Source organism: Pseudomonas sp. RIT411 (assembly GCF_003057735.2).
Taxonomy (GTDB): Bacteria; Pseudomonadota; Gammaproteobacteria; order Pseudomonadales; family Pseudomonadaceae; genus Chryseomonas; species Chryseomonas oryzihabitans.
Genome location: NZ_QBIZ02000006.1, coordinates 13,755 through 33,744, shown reverse-complemented (window position 1 = coordinate 33,744; position 19,990 = coordinate 13,755). Strand labels below are relative to the sequence as shown.

18 protein-coding genes are annotated in these 19,990 nt (G+C 66.5%); 8 read left to right on the top strand and 10 right to left on the bottom strand.

What is annotated here, in order from left to right:
- Positions 1 to 78: 78 nt before the first annotated feature.
- Positions 79 to 978, bottom strand: coding sequence for a lipid A hydroxylase LpxO (lpxO, locus tag DBY63_RS10550; RefSeq protein WP_027596814.1), 900 nt, complete (start codon positions 976 to 978; stop codon positions 79 to 81).
- Between the two features lie 180 nt (positions 979 to 1,158).
- Here lpxO and DBY63_RS10545 point away from each other — a divergent pair, with 180 nt between their 5' ends.
- Positions 1,159 to 1,644, top strand: coding sequence for a DUF4124 domain-containing protein (locus tag DBY63_RS10545; protein ID WP_007159057.1), 486 nt, complete (start codon positions 1,159 to 1,161; stop codon positions 1,642 to 1,644).
- Positions 1,645 to 1,646: 2 nt separating this feature from the next.
- Here the strand turns inward: DBY63_RS10545 and DBY63_RS10540 are convergent, their stop codons facing one another.
- From DBY63_RS10540 to DBY63_RS10530, 3 genes are all read right to left on the bottom strand, one after another.
- Positions 1,647 to 2,591 carry a transporter gene (locus DBY63_RS10540; RefSeq protein WP_108581895.1) on the bottom strand — a complete coding sequence of 315 codons (945 nt, stop codon included), beginning with the start codon at positions 2,589 to 2,591 and terminating at the stop codon, positions 1,647 to 1,649.
- A gap of 70 nt (positions 2,592 to 2,661) precedes the next feature.
- Positions 2,662 to 3,429 carry a coniferyl-alcohol dehydrogenase gene (locus DBY63_RS10535; protein ID WP_108581894.1) on the bottom strand — a complete coding sequence of 256 codons (768 nt, stop codon included), beginning with the start codon at positions 3,427 to 3,429 and terminating at the stop codon, positions 2,662 to 2,664.
- A gap of 40 nt (positions 3,430 to 3,469) precedes the next feature.
- On the bottom strand, positions 3,470 to 4,942 hold the full coding sequence (locus tag DBY63_RS10530; protein WP_108581893.1) for a benzaldehyde dehydrogenase: 1,473 nt from the start codon (positions 4,940 to 4,942) through the stop codon (positions 3,470 to 3,472).
- A 227-nt stretch (positions 4,943 to 5,169) separates the two neighbouring features.
- Between DBY63_RS10530 and DBY63_RS10525 the strand changes: the two genes are divergently transcribed.
- Both DBY63_RS10525 and DBY63_RS10520 read left to right on the top strand, forming a co-directional pair.
- Entirely contained in the window at positions 5,170 to 6,897 is a 1,728-nt protein-coding gene (locus DBY63_RS10525; protein ID WP_108581892.1) for a sigma-54-dependent Fis family transcriptional regulator, read from the top strand.
- Between the two features lie 54 nt (positions 6,898 to 6,951).
- Positions 6,952 to 7,416 carry a MarR family transcriptional regulator gene (locus tag DBY63_RS10520; protein WP_027602773.1) on the top strand — a complete coding sequence of 155 codons (465 nt, stop codon included), beginning with the start codon at positions 6,952 to 6,954 and terminating at the stop codon, positions 7,414 to 7,416.
- A 271-nt stretch (positions 7,417 to 7,687) separates the two neighbouring features.
- Here DBY63_RS10520 and DBY63_RS10515 read toward each other — a convergent pair whose 3' ends face one another.
- The 3 genes from DBY63_RS10515 to DBY63_RS10505 all read right to left on the bottom strand — a co-directional run bounded on the left by DBY63_RS10515 (position 7,688) and on the right by DBY63_RS10505 (position 11,064).
- Positions 7,688 to 8,620, bottom strand: coding sequence for an amidohydrolase family protein (locus DBY63_RS10515; RefSeq protein WP_108581891.1), 933 nt, complete (start codon positions 8,618 to 8,620; stop codon positions 7,688 to 7,690).
- Between the two features lie 51 nt (positions 8,621 to 8,671).
- On the bottom strand, positions 8,672 to 10,006 hold the full coding sequence (locus tag DBY63_RS10510) for an MFS transporter (RefSeq protein WP_027602771.1): 1,335 nt from the start codon (positions 10,004 to 10,006) through the stop codon (positions 8,672 to 8,674).
- 80 nt (positions 10,007 to 10,086) lie between these two features.
- The gene (locus tag DBY63_RS10505) at positions 10,087 to 11,064 is read right to left on the bottom strand and encodes a hydroxyacid dehydrogenase (RefSeq protein ID WP_027596823.1); all 978 of its coding nucleotides are present in this window, start codon (positions 11,062 to 11,064) and stop codon (positions 10,087 to 10,089) included.
- Between the two features lie 215 nt (positions 11,065 to 11,279).
- Between DBY63_RS10505 and DBY63_RS10500 the strand changes: the two genes are divergently transcribed.
- Positions 11,280 to 11,954 (top strand): RraA family protein, encoded by a 675-nt coding sequence (locus DBY63_RS10500; protein ID WP_108581890.1) that lies wholly within the window; start codon positions 11,280 to 11,282, stop codon positions 11,952 to 11,954.
- 381 nt (positions 11,955 to 12,335) lie between these two features.
- Here DBY63_RS10500 and DBY63_RS10495 read toward each other — a convergent pair whose 3' ends face one another.
- Both DBY63_RS10495 and DBY63_RS10490 read right to left on the bottom strand, forming a co-directional pair.
- On the bottom strand, positions 12,336 to 13,691 hold the full coding sequence (locus DBY63_RS10495; protein ID WP_044341410.1) for an MFS transporter: 1,356 nt from the start codon (positions 13,689 to 13,691) through the stop codon (positions 12,336 to 12,338).
- Positions 13,692 to 13,744: 53 nt separating this feature from the next.
- Positions 13,745 to 14,665 carry an SMP-30/gluconolactonase/LRE family protein gene (locus DBY63_RS10490; RefSeq protein WP_074584701.1) on the bottom strand — a complete coding sequence of 307 codons (921 nt, stop codon included), beginning with the start codon at positions 14,663 to 14,665 and terminating at the stop codon, positions 13,745 to 13,747.
- 217 nt (positions 14,666 to 14,882) lie between these two features.
- Between DBY63_RS10490 and DBY63_RS10485 the strand changes: the two genes are divergently transcribed.
- The 4 genes from DBY63_RS10485 to DBY63_RS10470 are packed head-to-tail and all read left to right on the top strand — an operon-like array spanning position 14,883 to position 18,733.
- Positions 14,883 to 15,926 carry an ABC transporter substrate-binding protein gene (locus tag DBY63_RS10485; protein WP_042135625.1) on the top strand — a complete coding sequence of 348 codons (1,044 nt, stop codon included), beginning with the start codon at positions 14,883 to 14,885 and terminating at the stop codon, positions 15,924 to 15,926.
- Position 15,927: 1 nt separating this feature from the next.
- Positions 15,928 to 16,752 (top strand): ABC transporter ATP-binding protein, encoded by an 825-nt coding sequence (locus tag DBY63_RS10480; protein WP_108581889.1) that lies wholly within the window; start codon positions 15,928 to 15,930, stop codon positions 16,750 to 16,752.
- Positions 16,745 to 17,623: an ABC transporter permease gene (locus tag DBY63_RS10475; protein WP_108581888.1), complete on the top strand. Its 879-nt coding sequence runs from the start codon at positions 16,745 to 16,747 to the stop codon at positions 17,621 to 17,623. Before DBY63_RS10480 ends, DBY63_RS10475 begins: the two co-directional genes overlap by 8 nt.
- Before the next feature lie 42 nt (positions 17,624 to 17,665).
- The gene (locus tag DBY63_RS10470; RefSeq protein ID WP_108581887.1) at positions 17,666 to 18,733 is read left to right on the top strand and encodes an amidohydrolase family protein; all 1,068 of its coding nucleotides are present in this window, start codon (positions 17,666 to 17,668) and stop codon (positions 18,731 to 18,733) included.
- Here DBY63_RS10470 and DBY63_RS10465 read toward each other — a convergent pair.
- Complete coding sequence (locus tag DBY63_RS10465) at positions 18,717 to 19,952, bottom strand: alpha-hydroxy acid oxidase (protein WP_108581886.1); 1,236 nt, start codon at positions 19,950 to 19,952, stop codon at positions 18,717 to 18,719. The genes DBY63_RS10470 and DBY63_RS10465 overlap by 17 nt on opposite strands.
- Between the last annotated feature and the right edge of the window lie 38 nt (positions 19,953 to 19,990).

The following is a 19,990-nucleotide window of genomic DNA, read 5'->3' as shown; positions in this document are numbered from 1 at the left end:
CTGTATATGCATACAGTATTAGAGGCGATTCGCATCGGGGTCAAGTCGAACCGCTGTCTTTGCGGTTGCAGGGATCGCTCAGATCCAGATCACCACGCCGACCAGCGCGGCCAGCAACAGCCACTGTTCGAGGTAGTAGCGGAAGCGGTTGCGCTTCTTCAGCGCCTTGCCGCGCTGGCGGATGCGATAGAGGTGCCGGAAGGCGCGATTGAGGCCGCCGGTCTTGTCGCTGGCGTCATTGGGCGAGGCCGCCGAGGCCAGCAGGGTGCCACTGACCCAGCGGTTGAAGGCGCTTGCCCAGCGATAGCGCAGCGGCCTTTCCACGTCGCAGAACAGGATGATGCGATCCTGGTCGGTGGTGTTCTCGGCGTAGTGGATGAAGGTTTCGTCGAATACCACCGCCTGGCCATCGCGCCAGTGATAGCGCTGGCCGTCCACCTCGATGAAGCAGCGTGGATCATTGGGCGTGGCCAGGCCCAGGTGATAGCGCAGGGAGCCGCCATAGGGATCGCGATGGCGCACCAGCCGCGATCCGGGCGGCAACTCGGCGAACATGGCCGCCTTGACCGTGCCGATGCCGCGCAGCAATTCGGTGGTCCTGGGGCACAGCTGCATGGCGGAAGGATGGCTGTCGCCGTACCACTTCAGATAGAAGCGCTTCCAGCCGCTCTTGAAGAAGGAGTTGAAGCCGGCATCGTTGTGCTCGGCGGATTTCTTGATCTGGCCGGCGCGCAGCAGGTCGAGGGCCTCGTCGCGGATCAGCTGCCAGTTGTCCTGCAGCACCTGGAGTTCGGGAAAGCGCTCCACCGGGTGATAGGGCGCGTTGGGCACCCGCGAGGTCAGGAACATGAAGGTGTTCAGCGGCGCCAGAAAGGTCGAATGGTCACTGAGCTGACGCAGCAAGCGATGGCGCACCCGGCCGCGAAAGTGCACATACAAAACACAGAGAAAAAAACCGCCAATCACGAACCACTTCACGCGTCGCTGCCCTGAAAAGAATGTTTCCGGATGTTATACGCCTCACCTCGGGCCGGGCCTAGTCTTTACAGTCTGACGATAAGCTGAATGCCTGGTGTCGAGCCGGACAGCAGCACTGGGAGCCGTAGCGGGCATCTTGTATCCTGCAGGTGACAATTCGAGTGCCCGGAGGGCCTCATCATGCGTTCGCTGCTCTATGGCCTGCTGCTCGCCAGTGGCGTCGTGGCCGCTCAGGATGTCTACAAGTGCGTGGACGACCAGGGCCGGACGACCTATACCCAGGGCGCCTGCCCGACGAATAGTCAGATCACCACCATTCCGCTGCAGAGCCTGCCCGAGAGCAACGGTTTCACGCCGCCGCCCCGGCCTGCCACGCCGCCGCCGGCCGCCGCGCCGCGGGAGGTCACCGTGGTACCCGCCCCCGCTTCCAGCCGCCAACGTCCGGTCGACGACGTCACCGTGGTCGGTGGCTCTTCGTCCTCTTCCAGCTTTCGCCAGGAAAGCGAGGTGCGCGGCTCCGGCATCATCTATCAGCCGGTGCCGGTCTACATCGACCGCCGGCCACGCAACGAGACCTGGCACATGGTGCCCCATCCCCAGGCGCAGCAGCCCCAGCCGCCGGCGCCTCCGCCGCCGCCGAACCGGGGCATTCCCATCGATCGCTAGCACTAGAGCTTGTGCAGGAAGTTGACGACGAACTTGCGCCCCTCGGTGCGGTTCTCGGCGTCCTGCTCGAAGTAGCTGTTGACGGTGATCAGATTCTCCCGGGAAAAGGCGTAGGTGAAGCCCGGACCCCAGGCCCAGACCTTTTCCCGCCGCCCGCTCACGTCATGGCCATCGACCTGGGTGTCGGTGATCTGCCGCAGCCAGTAGCCGCTCAGACCGACGCTGAGGCGATCGTTCAGCGCGTACTGGGTGGCGAAGTTGGCGTGCAGCGCCTGGCCGGCCTGGGTGTCGGAGACCGCGCCGAAGCTGCGCAGCGGCTGGTCGTTCTTGCCGTTCCACAGGTACCAGAAGCGTCCGGTCACCGACCACTGGGACGTCAGCCAGTAGGTGGTGGCGTAGTAGGGATTGAAGGACCAGAAATTGCTGCCCGGATTGATCGCCCGGTCGCGGTCGTAGCGCCCGGTGGGGGCGACGATCTCGGCCTCGAGGCGTTGCGCCCAGCGCGGTCCGCCGTCGGGGCGGGTGGTGGTGGGCAGTTGCAGGAAGGCGCCCAGGGTCAGGTCCCCTACCCCTTCGCGGGCGCTCAGCGCCTGGCCGCCGAGGCCGTCATCGACATCGGCGTGGGCCAGCCAGGGCAGGATGGCGGTGAATCCGGGCATGGCGCCATTGGCCAGGGGCTGGCCGACATAGATGATCTGGCTGACCGGGGCGAAGGTGGTCAGCTCCTGCTTGGGCAGGGGCAGCTTGCGGCCGTCCTGGTCGTTGAAGCGGCTGGTCTTGCCGTAGATCAGGTACTCCTCCCAGTACCAGCCGGGACCGTCCGGCGCCGGGGCGCCGTCGTAGAAGCTGGTGGAGCCGAGATTGAGACCGGGCAGGTCGTAGGCCTGGGCCAATGTGGAGGCGAGACTGGCCGCGGCCAGCAGACCGAATCCGAAACGTGTGCGCATGACGTCGTCCTGAAGTTGTTCTTGTTGTGGGAAAACGCGATCGCCGCACCGGCCGGCGCGGCGATCCGGGTCAGACGTAACTGGCGGCGAGACCGCCATCCACCGGCAGGTTGGCGCCGTTGATCCAGCGCGAGGCATCGCTGCAGAGAAAGGCGATCACCGCGGCCACCTCGTCGGCCAGCGCCGGGCGCAGCATGCGCTGGCTGTCGCGGGCGACGCGCTCTTCGCCGAGCATGCTGACGAAGTCGCCGAGGATGGGGGTGAATACCGGCCCGGGCGCCACGCAATTCAGGCGCACGCCGAATTCGCGCAGCCAGGTCTGGGACTGCACGAAGCTCCAGACGATGAGCGCTTCCTTGAAGTACTGGTAGCAGGTGGCCTGGTCCACCGGATGACGCTCCAGCCAGGCCTGGGCCGGGGCGAAGTCGGCGATCTGCGCCAGCTCGCGGTGCTGTTCCAGGCGCTGCGGCCATTCGGCGCCGAGGATGGAGGCGATGTTGACGATGGCGCCGCCCGGCCCCAGCCGCGCGACCAGTTGCTGGCTGAGCAAGCGCAGGCCGAGGTAGTTGACGCGCGCCACCGTCTCCCGGGGCGCCGTGCCCGGCACCCCGGCGATGTTGCACAGGCCGTGCAGGCGCGCCGGCAGGCGACTGACCAGGGCGGCGATGCTGTCGGGGTCGCCCAGGTCGGCCTGGTGGAAGTCGTCCAGGCTGAACTGGGGCTGGTTGCGGTCGACGCCGATCACAGTGGCGCCCTGGAAGCGGGCCAGCCGCGCCAGCTCGGCGCCGATGCCGGAGGCCACGCCGGTGACGACCAGGATCTTGCCATTCAGGGTCATGGGATTTTCCTCTTGTTGTTATTGGGGGATGGAACAGGGGCTAGAAGGGATAGCGTGGCGGCTCGTTATGCTCGGTCACCCACTGCCACTGGCTGTAGTCGTCCCAGTTGCACAGGCCACCGACGCTGCCGCCGTTGCCGGACTGGCCACGACCACCGAAGGGATTGACCACCTCGTCGTTCACCGTCTGGTCGTTGAGGTGCAGCATTCCGCACTCCAGCCGTTCGCCCAGCGCCCGGGCGCGGGCCAGGGAGCCGGAGAGCACGCCGGCCGCCAGGCCGTAGGGGGTGCGATTGGCCAGGTCGACGGCCTCGGCCTCGCTGGCGAAGGTCACCACGCTGGCCACCGGTCCGAAGATCTCTTCGTCGAAGGCGCGCATGCCGGGATGGACGCCGCTCAGTACGGTCGGGGCATAGAACAGCCCTTCGTGCCGGCCGCCCTGCTCCAGCCGGGCACCGGCAGCGAGGCTGTCGGCGACGATGCCCTGTACCCGTTGCAGTTGCCGGGCATTGATCAGCGGACCCAGCTGGGTAGAGGGTTCCAGCGGATCACCGAGGCGCAGGGCGGCGGCGCGAGCGGCCAGGCGTTCGGTGAAGGCGGCGGCGAGGCGCTGGTGCACCAGGATCAGCCCGGTGGCCATGCAGATCTGGCCCTGGTGCAGGAAGCTGCCCCAGGCGGCGCAGCCGACGGCGCGGTCGAGATCGGCGTCGTCGAGCACGATCAGCGGATTCTTGCCGCCCAGTTCCAGGGCCACCTTCTTCAGGTGGCGTCCAGCGCTTTCCGCCACCTGGCGTCCGGCCTGGGTCGAGCCGGTGAAGGCGATCATCCGCACCTGGGGATGGGCGCAGAGCGCCGCCCCGGCTTCGGCGCGACCGGGCAGCACCTGCAGCACGCCCCGAGGCAGACCGATGGCCTCGAACAGCCGGGCGATGAGGATGCCGCCACTCACCGGCGTCTGGTGATCCGGCTTGAGCACCACGGCATTGCCGCAGGCCAGCGCCGGGGCCACGGCGCGCAGGGAAAGGATCAGCGGAAAGTTGAAGGGCGAGATCACCCCCACCACGCCATGGGGCAGGCGCCGGGCATAGGACAGGGCCCCGCGCTCGCTGGGCAGGACCACGCCATGGGCCTGCAGCAACTGACCGGCGACCTGCTGCAGGATGACCCCGGCTTCACGCAATTCCAGCTCAGCCTTGGGCAGGATGCCACCGGTCTCCCGGGCGATCAGGGGGGCCAGTTCGGCGCGATTCATCTCCAAGTGAGCGGCGGCGGCCAGGAACAGCCCGGCCTTTTGCCGGGCGGTCCAGGCCGCCCAGGCCGGTTGCGCCCGGGCCGCCTTGGCGCAGGCCTGGTCGATGTCGGCGACGCTGGCCAGACCGGTGCAGTGCAGGGGCTGGCCGGTGGCAGGTTCGACGACCTCCAGGGTGCCGCCCTGGGCGGCGATCCAGTCGCCATCGAAGATCCGCTCGCGCCAGGGGGCGCCGTCCAGGAACGGCGTGGATGATCTGCTCATAGCCTTCTCCTTGTTGTTATCGGGCCGCGGTGGGCACAGGCAAGGGAGCAAGGGCTGTGCCCAGACCGGGCTGACAGGAAAAAGCGCCGTTCAATCAGGGACTTGCTGGCTCAGACAGGCAAAGGTCCCAGGGCCAGCCGGCAAACGCCTTGCTCAAAAGATAAAGTTATGAGGTATAACCTTTTCCTCGATTGCGCATTTGCGCAATTCACCCGAGAGGTCGTGCCATGGCCCGTTCCGAACGTCTGTCCCTCAGCGATCTGCAGCAGGCCGCTACCGGCTTCCAGCGTGGCGACAGTGCCGCCTGGGATGGCAGCGCCAGCCCGACCCAGGCGGAACTGGCCGAGTGCCTGTTCTTCTCCCCCGGTGATGGCCGCATCTGGCTCAACGACCAGCGCATGCTGCTGGTACACGCCTCCGCCTTTGGCGCCCTGCGGCGCGAGCTGATCGGCGCCCTGGGGCAGGAACGCGCCCGCGGCCTGCTGACCCGGGTCGGCTATCTTTCCGGGGTGCGCGACGCCGAGCTGGTGCGCAAGCGCTGGCCCCAGGCCGACGCCGCGGCGATCTTTGCCGCCGGTACCCGGCTGCATGGCCTGGAGGGTCTGGTGCGGGTCGAGCCGCTGCATTTCGAATTCGATGTCGACCAGGGGCGCTATGGCGGCGAATTCCTCTGGCATCACTCGGCCGAATGCGACGAGCACCAGATCGCCCACGGTCAGGGCAGCGATCCGGCCTGCTGGATGGAAATCGGCTATGCGATCGGCTACGTCAGCAGCCTGTTCGGCCGCCTGGTGATCTTTCGCGAGGTGGAATGCCGCGCCATGGGGCATGCCGTCTGCCGGGTCGAGGGTCGCAACGCCGAACGCTGGCCCGACGTGGCGGAAGACCTGCGCTATCTCAATGCCGCCGGCGACGGCGCTCCGGCGCTGACGCCGGCGGAACGCCTGCCCGCGCCCCTGCCCCACGCCGCCGACGGCCAGCAGCCGCTGGTAGGGGCTTCAGCGGCCTTCAACAGCGCCTTCCAGGCACTGCAGCGGGTCGCCCCGACGCCGGCCACGGTGCTGCTCACCGGCGAATCCGGGGTGGGCAAGGAACTGTTCGCCAGCCACCTGCACCGCCTCAGCCGCCGCGCCGACGGCCCCTTCGTCGCCCTCAACTGCGCGGCCATTCCCGAGAATCTCATCGAAGCCGAATTGTTCGGCGTGGAGCGCGGCGCCTTCACCGGCGCCAACCAGTCCCGCGCCGGACGTTTCGAACGGGCCCAGGGCGGCACCCTGTTCCTCGACGAGATCGCCTGCCTGAGTCTGCCCGGCCAGGGCAAGCTGCTGCGCGCGCTCCAGGAGCGCGAGATCGAGCGGGTCGGCGGCAGCCGCACGCTCAGGGTGGACGTCCGGGTGATCGCCGCCACCAACCTGGATCTGCGCGAGGCGGTACGTCGCGGCGAATTCCGCGAAGACCTCTTCTATCGCCTCAACGTCTATCCCATCGGCATTCCGCCGTTGCGTGACCGGCGCGACGACGTGCCCCTGCTGGTGGATCTGTTCCTGCGGCGCTTCTGCGCCGCCTACGAACGGCCGCCGGTGGGCCTGACCATGCGCGCCCTCAAGGCCCTGCTGCGCTACGACTTTCCCGGCAACGTGCGGGAATTGCAGAATCTGGTGGAGCGCGGGGTGATCGCCAGCGATCCGGGCGAACTCATCGACCTGCCCCACCTGTTTCGCGGCGAACCGCTGCCGGCCGAGCTCGTCGACGAGGCGCCGCCTGCGACCGGCTGGCTGGAGCGCCTGGGCGTGGATGGCGAACGCCCGCTGCCGCTGGCGCAGCTGGAAGCCGAGCTGCTCGACGAAGCCCTGGCGCGCAGCCAGGGCAACATGGCCGCCGCGGCGCGCCTGCTCGGCCTGAGCCGCGCCCAGTTCGCCTATCGCCATCGCCGCGCCCGCCAGGATCTGGACTAGAATGACCCCTCGATACCCTCCCCTCGCCATCTCCGACGGAAGCCCTTCCCGCCGATGAGTTCCCCCGACGACGCCACGCCCCTGGACCCTGCCGCCACCCCCTGGCTGGACACCGCCGTAGGTTATGCCCTGCGCCGCGCCCAGATGAAGATGTTCCAGCATCTGGTGGACAGCCTGGCCGCCTATGACCTGCGCCCCGCCCAGTTCACCGCCCTGGTGATCCTCGAACAGGAGCCCGGCCTGATGCAGGCCGACCTGGCCCGGCGCCTGGCCATCGAGCCGCCGCAACTGGTCCTGCTGCTGAACAAGCTGGAACGCCAGGGCCTGGCCGAGCGGGTGCGCGGCACCCAGGATCGCCGCGCCTATGCCCTGCACCTCACCGAGCAGGGCCGCGCCCTGGTCGGCGAACTCAAGGAACGCGCCGCCGCCAGCGACCGCGCCGCCAGCGCCCCGCTGGACGACGCCGAGCGGGCCGAGCTGTTGCGGCTGCTACGCAAGCTCAATGGGGAGTTGGGGTAGTACGCCACACCTATCCGGGTGTCCTCTGCCTCCCGCCATCACTCAGGTATGCGCCCCCTATCGTGGCCGCTCCTACAAGAGCACTACCCCTATAGGAGCAACTGTATTGTCGCTACGGGGATACATCACGTAGCGTGGAAAACGGCGCAGCCTTTTCCACTGGAGACTTGGTGGCAAGGGGGCGCCCTCACCCCAACCCTCTCCCGAGGGGAGAGGGGGCTATCCGAGCAGATGTTCAGTTACATCAGCTCCGGCAACATCACGATGAGCGTCAGAAGCCGTACAGACTGACCGGGTTATCGCGCAGGATGGCATTGCGTAACTGCTCATCCGGCGCCCAGTCGGCCAGGAGGTCGAAGATGCGCCCGTCGTCCGGCTTGTTGCCGGTCGCGACCGTTGGATGCGGCCAGTCGCTGCCCCACAGCAGCCGCTCCGGATGGCGACGCACCAGCTCCCGGGCCACCGCGCCCACGTCGGCGTAGTCAGGCGGACCACTACGCGACCTGATGTAGGGACCCGACAGCTTCACCCAGGTACGGCCGCCGTCCAGCAGCCGGGTAACGATGGCGAAGGCTTGGGAATTCACGCCCTCCGGTTGAGGCACATGGCCCATGTGGTCGATCACCAGCCGCGCGGGCAAGCGTTGCAGCCGGCTTTCCAGTTCCACCAGCTGATTGCCTGGAGCGACCACCTGGACATTCCAGCCCAGCTCATCGACACGCGCGGCCAGGGGCTCGAGGTCGGCCAGGTCGGCGCCGCCGTAGCTGAGGTTGAAACGGATCCCGCGCACCCCGGCCTTGTGCAGCGCCTGCAGTTCGGCATCGGTGATGCTTTGGTCGAGGACAGCTACACCGCGGGCCTGGCCCCGGCTGCGCGCCAGGCCGTCGAGCATGCAGCGATTGTCGGTGCCGTAGGTGGACGGCGTGACGATGACCATCCGGCGCAATCCCAGCAGCGCCTGCAGCTGGTGATAGTCGTCCAGGGAGGCATTGGGCGGGAGCAGCTTGGCGCCCGGCGCCGCCGGGTAGCGGTCGTCATAGAGGTGCATGTGACAGTCGACACTGCCGGCCGGCGCCTTGAGTCTCGGTGCCGTTTGAATACTGGAGAACGGAGTGGCGGCCTGGACGCCGAGGGCATCGAAAAGGCACAGGGCGGCACTCGCCTGGGCGCTCGCTTTCAGGAAGCGCCGACGATTGAAGGTCATGATGGATTCCTTGAAAGGCTGCCGGCCCGGACGGGCCGGCAGCGATCAGCTTTAACCGGCGTTGGTCGCTACGGCCTGGGCGTCTGCCTTGGCGCGCGCCGCGGCTTTACGACCCATGATCAGTACCAAGAGGCCACTGATGGCGCACAGGGTGGCCAGCGGCAGTACCGCCAGGGCGTGGCTGTGGGTGGCGCCATGGATGGCGCCATAGACGTTGACCATCACCCCGCCGCCGATGAGGTTGGCCAGGGCACCGATGGCGGCCAGGCCGGCGGCGGCGGTGGAGGACGACAGCCAGCCCGAGGCCAGTGCCCAGAACGGCCCCTTCATCGAATAGGCCCCGATCAGCACCAGACTCAGCAGGATCACCGTGGCGGCCAGGGACGAGGTGAACATGCCCGCCAGCAGGCCCACGGCGATCAACAGCATGGTGAGCGAGGTGTGCCAGCGACGCTCGCCGGTGCGATCCGAACTGCGCCCCCAGAGGACCATCGCCACCGAGGCCAGGCCATAGGGAATGGCATTGGTGAGGCCAACCTCCAGGTTGGACAGGCCAAAGGACTTGAGCAATTGCGGTGCCCAGACGCTCATGGTGCTACCGGCCGCCGAGGCGCCGGAATAGATCAGCGCCATTACCCAGATATCCTTGTGCTTGAGCAGCTGCCACAGCGAGATATGGCCGATGCTGGTCTTGCGATTGCGCTCCTCGGCCAGCTTGAGCGTCAGCCAGTTGCGCTGCTCGTCGCTCAGCCATTTGGCCTGCTCCGGACGGTCGGTCAGCACGAACAGGCAGGCGATACCCAGCAGCACCGCCGGAATGCCTTCCAGGATGAACAGCCAGTGCCAGCCACGCATGCCCATCCAGCCGTCCAGGCTCAGCAGCAGGCCGGAGAGCGGTGAACCCAGGAAATTGGCGCCCGGGATCGCCACCATGAAGATGGCGACCATGCGCGCTCTATAGTTGGAGGGCAGCCAGTAGGTGAGGTACAGCAGCACGCCAGGGAAGAAGCCGGCTTCCGCGGCGCCCAGCAGAAAGCGCATCACATAGAGCGAGTTGGCGCCCTGGACGAAGGCGGTACCGGCCGAGATCAGGCCCCAGGTGATCATGATCCGGGCGATCCAGATGCGCGCACCGAAGCGCTGCAGCGCCAGGTTGCTCGGCACCTCCACCAGGAAATAGGAAAAGAAGAACAGGCTGCTGGCGAAACCGAAGATCGCCGGCGTCAGGCCGAGATCCTGGTTCATCTGCAGCGAGGCCATGCCGATGTTGCCACGGTCGATGATGGCGATGAGGTAGCAGACGATCAGGAACGGCAGGAGGCGCCAGGCGACGCGGCGCATCGTCGCGCGTTCCAGTTCACTGATTTCGGACGTGGAAGAGGTCATGCAGGCTCTCCGTCTTATTGTTGTGGAGATAGACGTAGCGAGCGGCTCCGGGAAGGAGACCGCCCGCCCTGACGCGAGGATCAGGCCGCGATCAGGTGACGATTGACCACGGCACGGGTTTCCACCGCCTTGCCGTTCCAGCGATCGAGTACCTGCTGCACCGCCACCAGCCCGACCCGGTCGCGGGCCTCGGTGGTGTTGGCGCCCACGTGCGGCGTGGCGACCAGGTTGGTCAGGCCCCAGAGGGCGCTGTCGGCCGGCGGCGGCTCGGGGTGGAAGGTATCCAGGCCGGCACCGCCGATCTGGCCGTCGCGCAACGCCGCGACCAGCGCCTGGGTGTCGATCAACTCGCCGCGGGCGGTATTGATCAGCAGGCTGCCGGGACGCATCCGGGCGAACTGGGCGGCGCCGAACAGGTGGCGATTGGCCTCGGTGAGCGGGCAATGCAGGCTGATGATGTCGCACTCGGCCAACAGGTTATCGAAGCTCTCCTCCCGGCGCACGTGGTCACGCACCGGCAGGCTCTGAAGGTAGGGATCGTAGACCCGCACCTGCATCCGCAGCGGTGCCACCAGGTCCATCAGCACGCTGCCGATGGAACCCAGGCCCACCAGGCCGAGGGTCTTGCCAAACAACTCGGTGCCATTGGCCTGGGCCTTGTCCCAGTGCCCGGCATGCATCCGCGCGTTCAGCCAGGGGGTCTGCCGGGCCACGCTGAACATCAGGGCGAAGGCGTGCTCGGCCACCGACTGGGCATTGGCGCCCAGGGCGATGGTGACCGGAATGTTTCGGTCGGCCGCCGCCTGCAGATCGATGGTGTCGTAGCCGACGCCGTGCTTGGCGATGATCTCGAGCTTGGCCGAGGCCTCGATCATCTCGCGGGTCAGCTTGCCCTGGCGGACGATGATGGCGTCGGGCTGTTCCTGGCGGATCAGCGCGACCAGCTCGTCATGGGGCATGTAGGGCTGGGTGGGTACCACGCGGATGCCGTGGGCGGCAGCCAGGGCCATGGCGTCGGGCGCGAGTTCGGGACCGGTGAGGAGCAGGGTGCGGGTCATGTGGGTTATCCCTTGTTGTTATGACGTCGTCCGTCGAGCGGACAGCCAGATGAGCAGGCCTTGACCTTAGCATAATGGAATAGCGTTGCAATACTGAACGTAACCTGGAATTTCCTGCCACCCATCCGACCGTTGAATGTTTAAAAAAGAAATGCCATTCTGAAATTCGACACCCGCTCCAGCGGCATCCAACAAAGCCCACAAGAGAAATGCCCATGACCATCGGATTCAGAGTTCTCAATGCCCAACGCAAGGTCGCAGCCGAATGGGTCGCGCGTTATCGTGAGGTTCCGGTCGCCAATGTCAGCGACTCGATGAACCGCATGACCGCCGGCGGCTCGCGCCTGCGTCCCATGCACCGCCAGGGCGTGCTGGCCGGCCCGGCACTGACCGTGAAGGCGCGCCCGGGTGACAACCTCATGCTGCACTACGCCCTGGACATCGCCGAGCCGGGCGACGTCATCGTGGTGGATGCCGGTGGCGACCTGACCAATGCCCTGATCGGCGAGATGATGGTGGCCTATGCGGTCAAGCGCGGCGTGGCCGGCATCGTCATCAATGGCGCCATCCGCGATGCCGCCAACATCGGCGCGGGTGACTTCCCCCTGTTCGCCGCCGGCATCTCCCACCGCGGCCCCTACAAGGATGGCCCGGGCGAGATCAACGTCCCCATCGCCATCGACGGCATGGTCATCGAGCCGGGCGATCTGATCATCGGCGACGACGACGGCCTGCTCTGCGTGCCCTACGACCAGGTCGCCGAGGTCTATGACCGCGCCACCGCCAAGCACGCGGCGGAAGAAATGCAGATGCGGCAGATCGCCGAAGGCACCAATGACCGTAGCTGGGTGCTGGAATCGCTCAAGAAGAAGGGTTGCGCCCTCCCCTAGTCCGTATCCCGAATGAAGAAAGGCAGCCTGGTGCTGCCTTTTTTATTGTGCATCGGGTCCATTGGCGCTCGTCGAACTCAACGTGTCCCTTCTGGACGGGCACGACAGGTCGCGCAGTAACCGGGACAGGAGGGTCGCACCTCGACGACTCAAGCCAACCAGCCTCGCGACGTGTCAGGAGCATAGGGCAAGGCGGCCAGCCCCCTTGCTGCGAAGAGACGCGCCATCGAGAGGCGTCAACGTTCGAGGACGCCAGCTGCCGGCATCCCGCCAGCATCTCCTGCCCGGTCCTATCCGGAGCGCTGGCCTCTCGCCCAAGAGCAGCCAGCCACAAAAGCAGAAGGCGGCTCATCGCCGCCCCCTTCCTGGCTCGCCTCTGAATCAGGTGCGACCCGCAGGCTCCAACCCGGTCCCACCAACTGGCTTCACCGGCGCCCGGCGACTCGGGTCGCCCAGCCAGAGCATCATGACGACACCCAGCGCCAGTACCGAGGCCACCACATAGAAGGGTCCGGAGTAACTCTGGGTCGCATCCTTGACCAGGCCGATGGCGAAGGGCCCGACGAAGCCGCCGAGGTTGCCGATGGAGACGATCAGCGCCAATCCGCCCGCTGCCGCCCTACCGGTCAGGAAGCTGGAGGGAATGGCCCAGAAGGTCGCCTGGAAGGACAGGATGCTGGCCACCGTCACGCTCAGACAACTCATGCGCAACAGCGGATCGGCCGAGAGCGCAGCGCCCACCAGACCGCAGGCGGCCAGCCCCAGCGCGCCGGCCACATAGGGCAGTCGGTGCGCACTCAGGTTGGCCTGCCGCGCCCAGAGGGTCATGGCGACGGCGCCGAGGATATAGGGGATGGTCGCCACCAGTCCCACGGTGGTGTTCTGCATGCCCAGGCTCTTGATGATCTGCGGCATCCAGATCCCGATCCCCACGGAGCCGACGATGCCGCAAAAGTTGATGGCGGCCAGCACAAAGACCTTGGGATTGGTGAGGGCAGCGCGCAGGGTGGAGCCATGGGCCGCGCCTATCTCGCGCTGCTCGCGGGCCAGTCGTTCGGTCAGCCAGGTGCGCTCGCGAGTCGACAGCCAGCGCGCCTTGGCCGGCGAATCCACCAGCACGAAAAGACAGAGGATACCCAGCAGCACCGCCGGCAAGGCTTCCACCACCAGCAGGAATTGCCAGTTCTTCAACCCCATGAAGTCATGGATGTCCAGCAGGAAGCCCGACAGCGGCGAGCCGATGATGTTGGCGGTGGGGATGCCCAACAGGAAGGCGGCGGTCGCCTTGGCGCGCCACTTCCCCGGGAACCAGTAGGTGAAGTAGAGGTAGACCCCCGGGGTGAAGCCGGCCTCGGCCACCCCGAGCAGGAAGCGCAGGATGCTGAAGCTGACCGGGCCGGTGGCGAAGGCCGTGGCCATGGAGATGAGGCCCCAGCTGATCATGATCCGGGCGATCCAGATCCGCGCGCCAAAGCGCTGCATGAGCAGGTTGCTGGGAATCTCGAAGATGAAATAACCGAAGAAGAACAGACCCGCTGCCCAGCCGAACATGGTTGCCGTCAGGCCCAGGTCCTTGTTCATGCTGATGGCCGCGAAGCCGACGTTGGTGCGATCCAGGTAGCTGATCACATAGCAGGCGAAGATGAACGGCAGGATGCGCCACAGGGCGCGATGCAATACCTGTTCGCCTTCGGCATCGGTCAAGGGCGGCTGGCCGCCCAGCGGGGTCTGACTCATGGATAACCTCTGTTGTAATTATTGTGGAGCTGACAAGGGCGCCGGAGCGCTGTTTACAGATGAGAGAACAGGGGTAGTCCCCGTACGCTGGTCTCCACCCGCAGGATGCTGCCGGTCTCGGATTCGGTGATGAACAGACTGCTCCCCTCGGGGCCGCCGAAGGCCAGGTTGGTGTTGCTGATGCCCGCGCAGGATTTCAACCGCGCCAGGGGCTCGGCCACCTGCGACAGCTGCCAGACCGAGCCGAAACCGGTATGGGCGATATAGAGGTTGCTCTCCTCATCCAGCGCCAGGCCGTCCGGACCACCGAGGCCACCGTGGAGCTGGGCGAAGACCCCGACCTTGCCGATCAGCGAGCCGTTGCCCAGGGGAATACGCCAGATCTGCTGCGCACGGGTCACCGCGATCAGCAGGTGGTTGAGCCGCGGATCGAAGACGATGCCATTGGGGCTGGGCACCGTGTTCAACAGACAGCTGAGCTGGCCGTCGGCGCTCAGGCGATAGATCCGGCCGCTGGCATCCTGCAGGCCGGTCTGGCCCTGGTCGGTGAAGTAGAGATCCCCGGCCGGCGAGAACACCAGGTCGTTGACCCCCTTGAAGCCTTCCGAGCCGGCGCTGCCCAGTAGCGTCTCCACCTCGCCGCGCAGCGGATCGAGCAGCAGGATGCCGCGCTTGTAGTCGGCGATGAAGATGCGCCCGTCACGATGGATCTTCAGGCCATTGGGCCAGCCGTCGTACTCGCAGACCAGTTCCCACTCCCCTTGGGGATCGATGCGGAAGATGCGTCCATTGGGGATGTCGGTGACATAGAGATTGCCCTGTCGATCGAAAGAAGGGCCTTCGAGGAAGGAATCGATCGCCCTGCCCTGGCGATTGGCATCCGCCCAGGCCGTGCGCTTCGGCTGGCGATAGCGATCGGGCAGGCGGGTGAAGACAGCGGTTTGGATAGTCGGCGGCGCAGCGAAAAAGCTCATGACCAGGCACCTGAGAGAGGCTGAAGCCCCTCGGCAAAAAGGGCTATGCAATTTTATTTTTAACGAAATGCCGTTGCAAAAATAAAACACTCAAGGCCAATTGCAAGCAAAAGTTTTCAGCTAACGAAGGCTGCATCCTCAAGGCTGCTTGACAGGCAAGGCTTTTCTAAATACTCCTTAAAAGAAATGGCATTTCAAAAATAACAAGGAGAACGCCATGCTGCACCCGTCCGGCCGCTCGTCCCGTCCCGCCCTGCGTCAGCTCGCCCGCGTCCTGGGTCTGGCCGCCAGCCTCACCTTGGCTACCGTCCTCCCCGCTCAGGCCCAGACCGAACAGAGCCAGGTCACCCTGGCCATCCAGTACGGCTACGCCTATCTGCCCGTGACCCTGGCGGACAAGCTGGGCTTCTTTCGCGAGCAGGCCAAGGCCGCCGGACAGCCCGACACCCAGTTCGAGATCAAGCGCATCAGCGGTTCGCCGGCCATCAACGACGCCCTGATCAGCGGCAACATCGACATCGGCGGCTACGGCCTGCCCGGTACCCTGGTGGCCTGGCAGAAGACACAGAAGTCACTCGATATCCGCGCGCTCTGCGCCCTTGTCGCCGGCGACAACGCCCTGTTCGTCAACGACCCTTCGATCAAATCACTCAAGGACTTCAAGGCCGACCAGAAGATCGCCGTGAGCTCTCCCACCGGCCAGCAGGCCCTGCTGCTGCAGATGGCCGCCGAGCGCACCTTCGGCCCGGGCCAGGCACACCGGCTGGACAACCTGATGGTGGCCCTGCCCCATCCCGACGCCACCGCCAGCCTGCTCAACAAGGCCGGTATCACCGGCTACATCGGCCCCAACCCCTACAGCTATCTGCTGGCCAAGGACGCCAAGGTCACCAAGCTGTTCGACTTTTCCAGGGAACTCGACCTGCGCATGACCAGCGGGGTGCTGACCACCACCGGCAAGTTCGTCAAGCGCAACCCGAAACTCAGCGCCGCCGTGGTCGCCGCCATCGGCCAGGCCCAGGACTTCATCAAGGCCGAGCCGCGCAAGGCTGCCGAACTCTTCCTGCAGTCGGAGCCCTCCAGCCTGAGTCTCGATCAGGTGGAAGAGATGCTGCGTGGCGTCAGTGGCGAATGGTCGGTGCAGCCTATCGGCGTCATGACTCTGGCCACCTTCATGGTCGGCAGCGGTGCTCTCAAGGAGGCACCGCAACGCTGGCAGCAGGTCTTCTTCGATCCCGTGGCCACCGGCGAGGGCAACTGACATGAACGCCGCACCGACCTCCGCACCCACCGCCGTACCGGATAGCCCTGCCTGCCTGCTGCAGGTCGACAACGTGACCCTGCAATACAAGACCCGCGAACAGCTGATCACCGCGACGCACCAGGTGTCCTTCGCGGTCCGCGAATACGACCGCTTCATCCTGCTCGGCCCCTCGGGCTGCGGCAAATCCAGCCTGCTCAAGAGCGTCGCCGGCTTTCTCGAACCGGCGGCGGGCCACATCCGCCTCCAGGGCCAGGACGTCCGCGAACCCGGTCCGGATCGCATGATGGTGTTCCAGGAATTCGACCAGCTGATGCCCTGGAAGACCGTACTCGGCAATATCCTCTTCCCGCTCCAGGAAACCCGCCGCTTCCCCGCCGGCGAATTGCGCGACCGCGCCCGGGCTGCCGCGGTCAAGGTGGGCCTGGAGAAATTCGTCGATGCCTATCCGCACCAGCTCTCCGGTGGCATGAAGCAACGCGTGGCCATCGCTCGCGCCCTGGCCATGGAGCCGGCCATCCTGCTGATGGACGAACCCTTCGCCGCCCTCGACGCCCTCACCCGGCGGCGCATGCAGGAGGAACTGCTCGGGCTCTGGGAGCAGTCGCCCTTCACCCTGATGTTCGTCACCCACTCCATCGAGGAGGCCATCCTGCTCGGCTCGCGCATCCTGGTGCTCAGCCCCCATCCCGGCCAGGTCCGTGCCGAGCTCGATGCCAGCCAGTACGGCTTCCGTCAGCAGGGCGCCGCCGGCTTCACCGCCTTCCACAATCGCATCAGCCAGATGCTGTTCGGCCCCAACGCCAGCGAGACCGCCCATGACTAAGCCCGCCGTCATCCTGCAACCGCGCCCGGACCTCGAATACACCCCCGTCGCCCCCGGCCAGGTCGGCGACATCGCCCGGCGGCTGGGTCTGGCGGAGCGCCTGTTTGCCCTGGCCGGCGTGCGCCGCACCCTGGTGCTGATCGCCCTGGCGCTGATCTGGGAGGTCTATGCCCGCTACCTGGACAACCCGCTGATGTTCCCGACCTTCAGCGACACCGTCGTCGCGCTGTGGACCGATCTGGTCAATGGCGCCCTGCCCCTCGCCGTGCTCAGCTCGCTCAAGGTGTTGATGGTGAGCTATGGCCTGGCCATCGCCCTGGCGATGCTGCTCACCACCCTGGCCGTATCCACCCGGGTGGGCACCGATATCCTCGCCACCCTCACCGCCATGTTCAACCCGTTGCCGGCCATCGCCATCCTGCCGCTGGCCATGCTCTGGTTCGGCCTCGGCGTGCAGAGTCTGATGCTGGTCATCGTCCACTCGGTGCTCTGGGCGGTGGCGCTCAACACCTACTCGGGCTTCCTCTCGGTCAGCCAGACCCAACGCATGGCCGGGCGCAACTATGGGCTGCGCGGCATCCGCCTGGTGGCCAAGGTGCTGATCCCGGCGGCGGTTCCCTCGATCCTCGCCGGCCTGAAGATCGGCTGGGCCTTCGCCTGGCGTACCCTGATCGCCGCCGAGCTGGTGTTCGGCGTCTCCGGCAACTCGGGCGGCCTGGGCTGGTACGTCTTCCAGCACCGCAACGCCCTGGAGACCTCCAACGTCTTCGCCGGCCTGCTGATGGTCATCATCATCGGCCTGGTGGTGGAAGGCCTGGTGTTCCGCAGCATCGAGGTGCTCACGGTCCGTCGCTGGGGCATGCAGAATTGAGCCTTCGCTCAGCGTCCAAAGGAAGCTCCTGGAGCCGTCACCATGGCTGAGGCTCCGGCTTCCCCCCACGCCCCGGTACGCGAGGCCTGGCTGGCCCAGGTCCAGGAACCGATCCTGGAGCCCGAGCTGCCCATCATCGACGCCCATCACCACCTCTGGGACCGACCCGGCCAGCGCTACCTGCTGCCCGAGTACCTGGCGGACACCGGTAGCGGCCATCGCATCCTGGCCTCGGTCTATGTGCAGTGCCGGTCGATGTACAGCGCGGACCGGGCCGCGCCCTTCGACGCTGTGGGGGAAGTGGAATTCGCGGCCGGAATAGCGGCCCAGAGCGCCAGCGGTCTCTATGGCGAGAGCCGGCTCTGCGCCGCCATCGTCGCCGGCGCCGACCTCCGCCAGGGCGAGGGGATCGTCCCGGTTCTGGAAGAAATGCAGGCGCGCAGCGGCGGACGCCTGCGCGGCATCCGCAACGCCACTGCCTGGCATGGCGATCCGCGCCTGGTATCCAATCCGCGACCACCGCCGGCCAAGGTGCTCACGGACGAGCGCTTCCACGAAGGCGTGGCCTGTCTTGCCCGGCATGACCTCTCGCTCGACATCTGGGCGTACCACACCCAGCTCGACGAGGTCCTGGCCCTCGCCCGCAGATTCCCCGACCAGTTGATCGTCCTCGATCATTTCGGCGGCCCGCTCGGCGCCGGACCCTATGCGCACCAACGCCAGGAGGTGTTCCAGACCTGGTCCCTGGCCATCCGGGAACTGGCCAGGTGCAGCAACCTGCGCCTGAAACTGGGTGGCCTGGGCATGAAGGTCGGTGGCTTCGCCTTCGACGAGAGAGCCACGCCGCCCAGCTCAGCGGAGCTGGCGGACCTGTGGCGGCCCTATGTGCTGACCTGCGTGGGAGCCTTTGGCGCCGAGCGCTGCCTGTTCGAAAGCAACTTCCCAGTGGACAAGGGCATGTTTTCCTATGGGGTGCTCTGGAACGCCTTCAAGCGCCTGACCCAGGGCTGGGACAAGGATGACCGGGTAGCGCTGTTCAGCGGCACGGCCGAGGATACCTACCGCCTATCATCAAATAGCAGATCGGCCGTGGTTACCGCACGATCCTGAGGCTGTCGCGACGGACCTCGCCGGGACTCTGGATCCCCAGCAGCGCCATGTTGCGCGACAGTTCGGTGGCCAGGATGCCGATCGCATGCTTGATGCCCGGCTGGCCGCCCACGGCACCGGCATAGTTCATCGGCCGGCCGATGAAGACGAACTTCGCCCCCAGCGCGAGCGCCATGAGGATGTCACCGCCACGGCGGAAGCCGCTGTCGATCATCACCGGATAATCCGAACCGACCGCCTGGACCACCTGCGGCAGGATGGCGAGGGGAGCCAGGCTGCCATCCAGCTGGCGCCCGCCATGGTTGGAGACGATGACGCCATCCGCACCGGATTCCCGGGCGCGCACGGCATCCGCCGGATCGAGGATGCCCTTGACCACCAGGGTGCCCGGCCAGTGGCGGCGGATCAGCGCCAGATGCCGCCAGCTCAAATGATCGCGGGCGCCGAAATCGCGCATCACATTGGCCGACACGATGGGCGCGCCACGGCCGACGCCGGAATTCTCGAAGTGCGGCATGCCCCGCCGGAGCAGGGTGCGCAAGGCGGTACCCAGCAGCCAGCGCGGGTGGGTGATGCCCTCCCAGGCCAGGTGCAGATCCGGCTTCAACGGCGTGGAAAAGCGTGCGCGAATCAGATTCTCCCGATTGGCCGACACCGGTACGTCGGCGGTGACCACCAGCATCTTGAAACCGGCGCGCTGCACCCGCTCGAGGAGAGCGAGGATCCTGGCATCCTCGCCCGGCACATAGGCCTGGAACCAGGCATCCGGATTTTCCTGCACCACCGCCTCCATCGGCAGCAGGGAGGAGCCGCTCATGATCGCCGGAATATTGGCCTCCCTGGCCGCCCGGGTCTGGATGAGGTCACCCTCGAAGGCGGTGAGGGCGCTGATGCCCATGGGCGCGATGCCGAAGGGCGCGCTGTAGCGCTGCCCCAGGAGCGTCGTTTCGAGGCTGCGCGCCGAGGTATCGGTGAAGACGCGCGGGACCCAGGCATAGCGATCGAATCCCGAGCGGTTCCCGTGCAGCGACTTTTCCTCTTCCGCGCCACCGCTGACGTAGGCGAACAGCGGCTTGGGCAGGAAGCGGCGAGCGGCCGCCTCGAAGTCATCGAGGGACAGAATCGCCTGCAGGCGTCGGGGTATCCGGTAGCCGCCGCTGCCCTTGGGCAGGGTGTGGGACGCCAAGGGATAGTCTTGCAGTCTGCTCGTCTGGTTCATGCCGCTGGCCTGGTCGTTTTGGCCATCTTAGGCGCCCG

Bases quoted from the DNA above. Each gene is read 5' to 3' on its own strand.
- DBY63_RS10480 (WP_108581889.1), top strand. From the start codon at position 15,928: ATGAACGCCGCACCGACCTCCGCACCCACCGCCGTACCGGATAGCCCT.
- DBY63_RS10525 (WP_108581892.1), top strand. From the start codon at position 5,170: ATGGCCCGTTCCGAACGTCTGTCCCTCAGCGATCTGCAGCAGGCCGCT.
- DBY63_RS10490 (WP_074584701.1), bottom strand. From the start codon at position 14,665: ATGAGCTTTTTCGCTGCGCCGCCGACTATCCAAACCGCTGTCTTCACC.
- DBY63_RS10545 (WP_007159057.1), top strand. From the start codon at position 1,159: ATGCGTTCGCTGCTCTATGGCCTGCTGCTCGCCAGTGGCGTCGTGGCC.
- DBY63_RS10520 (WP_027602773.1), top strand. From the start codon at position 6,952: ATGAGTTCCCCCGACGACGCCACGCCCCTGGACCCTGCCGCCACCCCC.
- DBY63_RS10475 (WP_108581888.1), top strand. From the start codon at position 16,745: ATGACTAAGCCCGCCGTCATCCTGCAACCGCGCCCGGACCTCGAATAC.
- DBY63_RS10495 (WP_044341410.1), bottom strand. From the start codon at position 13,691: ATGAGTCAGACCCCGCTGGGCGGCCAGCCGCCCTTGACCGATGCCGAA.
- DBY63_RS10470 (WP_108581887.1), top strand. From the start codon at position 17,666: ATGGCTGAGGCTCCGGCTTCCCCCCACGCCCCGGTACGCGAGGCCTGG.
- DBY63_RS10500 (WP_108581890.1), top strand. From the start codon at position 11,280: ATGACCATCGGATTCAGAGTTCTCAATGCCCAACGCAAGGTCGCAGCC.
- DBY63_RS10515 (WP_108581891.1), bottom strand. From the start codon at position 8,620: ATGACCTTCAATCGTCGGCGCTTCCTGAAAGCGAGCGCCCAGGCGAGT.
- DBY63_RS10540 (WP_108581895.1), bottom strand. From the start codon at position 2,591: ATGCGCACACGTTTCGGATTCGGTCTGCTGGCCGCGGCCAGTCTCGCC.
- DBY63_RS10465 (WP_108581886.1), bottom strand. From the start codon at position 19,952: ATGAACCAGACGAGCAGACTGCAAGACTATCCCTTGGCGTCCCACACC.
- DBY63_RS10530 (WP_108581893.1), bottom strand. From the start codon at position 4,942: ATGAGCAGATCATCCACGCCGTTCCTGGACGGCGCCCCCTGGCGCGAG.
- DBY63_RS10505 (WP_027596823.1), bottom strand. From the start codon at position 11,064: ATGACCCGCACCCTGCTCCTCACCGGTCCCGAACTCGCGCCCGACGCC.
- DBY63_RS10485 (WP_042135625.1), top strand. From the start codon at position 14,883: ATGCTGCACCCGTCCGGCCGCTCGTCCCGTCCCGCCCTGCGTCAGCTC.
- DBY63_RS10535 (WP_108581894.1), bottom strand. From the start codon at position 3,429: ATGACCCTGAATGGCAAGATCCTGGTCGTCACCGGCGTGGCCTCCGGC.
- DBY63_RS10510 (WP_027602771.1), bottom strand. From the start codon at position 10,006: ATGACCTCTTCCACGTCCGAAATCAGTGAACTGGAACGCGCGACGATG.